Below are 3,189 nucleotides of genomic sequence, written 5' to 3'. Positions count from 1 at the left end.
GCCTGGTCTACAAGGTCAACCGGCGCGATCAGCAGGAACAGCTGGGGTTTGTCTCGCGCGCGCCGCGCTGGGCCATTGCGCATAAATTCCCCGCCCAGGAAGAGATGACCCGATTGATCGATATCGATGTGCAGGTCGGACGCACCGGCGCCCTGACACCGGTGGCCCGGCTTGAACCGGTGCAGGTCGGCGGCGTGACCGTCAGCAATGCCACGTTGCATAACCAGGATGAGATCGAACGGCTGGATGTGCGTGTCGGCGACACGGTTATTATTCGTCGTGCCGGAGATGTGATTCCGCAGGTGGTCAGCGTGGTCAAATCGAAACGTGAAGGCAAACTCAAAAAATACCACCTGCCGAAAACCTGTCCGGTCTGCGGATCACAAACCGTCCGTCATGAAGGCGAAGCTGTCACCTATTGCACAGGCGGCCTCTATTGCGCCGCCCAACGAAAACAGGCGTTGAAACATTTCGCCGCACGCCGCGCGCTGGATATCGAAGGGCTGGGCGACAAGCTGGTGGACCAGCTGGTGGATGAAGATTACGTGCATGATCCCGCGGATCTGTTTGGCCTGGAAAAAGAGCAACTGGTGCAACTGGAACGCATGGCCGACAAATCAGCACAAAACCTGATCGATGCCCTGGCTAAAAGCCGCAACACTACCCTGGAACGATTTATCTATGCACTGGGGATTCATGACGTGGGCGAGGCGACCGCGCGCTCGCTGGCCAACCACTTTGGTTCGTTGAATGCCCTGATGCAGGCCGACAAGGAGGCGTTGATGGCGGTGCCGGACATCGGCCCCATTGTCGCGGAAAGTATACTGACTTTCTTCAAGCAGGAACACAATCAGCAAGTCATCGACAAACTGATCCAGGCGGAGGTGACCTGGGAAGACATCGAGGTCAAACCGGCTGAAGAGCTGACGCTCAATGGCAAGACATTTGTTTTAACCGGGGCACTGGAATCGATGAGCCGTGACGAGGCCAAGGCAGCGCTGCAGGCACTGGGCGCCAAAGTGACCGGCAGTGTCTCCAAGAAGACCGATTACGTCGTGGTGGGTGCCGATCCCGGTTCCAAGGCGGACAAGGCGGAATCGTTGGGCGTGGAGATTCTGGATGAGGCGGCGTTTATGGATTTGATCAAATAGGGGGTGGATGCTTTTGTAGGAGGCGCTTGTAGCGGCGACTCTTTGCCGGTACCACCTTTCTCAACAAAATGATCTCCCTCCGGACGCCCTGAATTTTGAAAGCGGGCTCTCGCGACTCATATTTTATTCCCTCCCCTTCAAGGGGAGGGTTAGGGAGGGGTGATCAAGCATCCAGCGTCTATCAAAATGATCGCCCTACGGACGAGCTTGATCTCGAAAGCGCTGACCCGCCAGCGCGCCTCGGGTTCATCTGACGAAGGCCGTCCATGGCCTTCGCACTTCGTGCAGCCTCCGGCTGCCCAAATTCGTTTCCGACGAATTTGTCTTTGTCACGCGACGAAAGAAACGAACCAAAGAAAACGCGCCCGAAAGACGCCGGCGCTCCAGCCATTTCCAATGGCTGAACCGGTTCCCTGCGCTTCTCATTCCAGTCGGGCTCGCCAGACGGCCACGGTCGCTCCCGGCGTCCTGCCTCCCGCGACATTAGTCCATCCATGGACGTCATCCCTGTGCCGACTGGCGAGTGCGCGCGTCCCTGCCGCGCACCCTGACGGGCTAATCCTCCTTTCACTGCAATGCTCGGCGGCGTCTGACGGGAATCAAAAGCTCGCTAGTCAGGATCAGGGTAAATTATTGAGTGTAGTAAGTCGAAAAATCGAGGAATGCTTGCTAGGATTAGGGGTAATTGTGAGATCGCGATATGGAATTCGGATTTTCGTCTTTAGCCGCATTTAGGCGAACGGCCGTCTATATAACTGTTGGATGTCAAAAGCGAACATAAAATAGAGGAGGTGCGGTGAATAAGGCTACAGCAGGGCTGCTTATTATTGTTGGCCTCATACCGATCTCGGGCCATACAGCATACGTCTGCACTGATGATAACGGAAATACGTCGTTTCAGGATCGACCGTGTCCAGAGAAAAACCCATCGATAACCAATGTTCCCATAAAAGCGAATGAGTTGTCCGACAGGAATTCTATCGAAACAGTGAGTCGCTTTTATAAAGCGATGTCGGAACGCGACCCGATAGCGGCATCCAGATTTTTGGCCGATACTTTCAGTTCCGAGGTGAGACGGCGAGATGAGCGGACGGTAAAAGATGACAAAATGTCTTTGACGGCTGCGCTTCATCAAATACTCTCTGCCGCCAAAGAATACAACGCAAAAATAAACTGCAATATAGTAAATAGAACCTCTTCTGCTTACTCACTATCTTGCCATGTTGACGAACAGGGAATAGTGATGAACCAATTTCACAGGACCGTTTCCGATCAGGCTGTGACAATCGTTTTAGATAGTGGCTTCGTAAAAATTCGCAGGATAATTTCTGATCAACATGAATAACACACACCCAACAAGACGCCCGAACCGTTGCTATGAAATGTTGGCGTGTTTCCTGGCATATCTTTCCAGGTGCGGCTCAGCGCTGAGGGTTGATCGGGGTCAGATCACCGCAACGCATTGATTTACATAAATTATAGTGCTCCGGAGTAGGCATGATACGGCTTTAAACCTTGTTTTTTGGCTACAGAAAGGACCAGATAAGTCAGGGGTAGTATACTTATTTGCTGGTCAGAAGCTGTATCGGGGAGATTCAGGCGCGCTACTCCCAATGGCGATGTTCTTTTTACAGACAAGTAACGGGTAAGTCATGTTTCGCTGGATTGTTTTTATCGCGTTGGTGCCATACTCGGTCTGGCTGATATTTTCCTATGAGTACCATTTCATCGATCACGTCAATCTGGCGTTCCACGAGGCGGGGCATTTGATCTTTACGCCGTTCGGGCAGACCGGGCATTTTCTTGGCGGGACGCTGGGCCAGCTGTTTTTTCCGGTGGCGATTGCGGTCTATTTCTGGCAACAGGGCAAGGCCTTCGAGAGCGGTGTCGGTGGTGTCTGGTTTGCCGAGAGTCTGATGAATGTCGCGCATTACATGAGTGATGCGCGCGACATGCGGATGCCGCTGGTGGGCGGGGGCGTGCATGACTGGAATTTCCTGTTCGCGAAATGGGGTGTGCTGTACCGGGCCGAAGCGAT

At 53.6% G+C, this 3,189-nt stretch carries 3 protein-coding genes; all 3 read left to right on the top strand.

Annotated features, from left to right (window positions below):
* Positions 1-1,151: NAD-dependent DNA ligase LigA (gene ligA / locus RI563_RS12945; RefSeq protein ID WP_310694800.1), on the top strand; the 1,151-nt coding region annotated here is incomplete at its 5' end.
* 796 nt (positions 1,152-1,947) lie between these two features.
* Entirely contained in the window at positions 1,948-2,496 is a 549-nt protein-coding gene (locus tag RI563_RS12940; protein WP_310694799.1) for a DUF4124 domain-containing protein, read from the top strand.
* A gap of 307 nt (positions 2,497-2,803) precedes the next feature.
* Positions 2,804-3,189 (top strand): hypothetical protein (locus RI563_RS12935; RefSeq protein ID WP_317622898.1); only part of this gene is annotated, 386 nt, incomplete at its 3' end.

Source organism: Thiohalophilus sp. (assembly GCF_031581315.1).
Classification (GTDB): domain Bacteria; phylum Pseudomonadota; class Gammaproteobacteria; order UBA6429; family Thiohalophilaceae; genus Thiohalophilus.
This window is presented reverse-complemented; position numbering and strand designations above follow the sequence as displayed.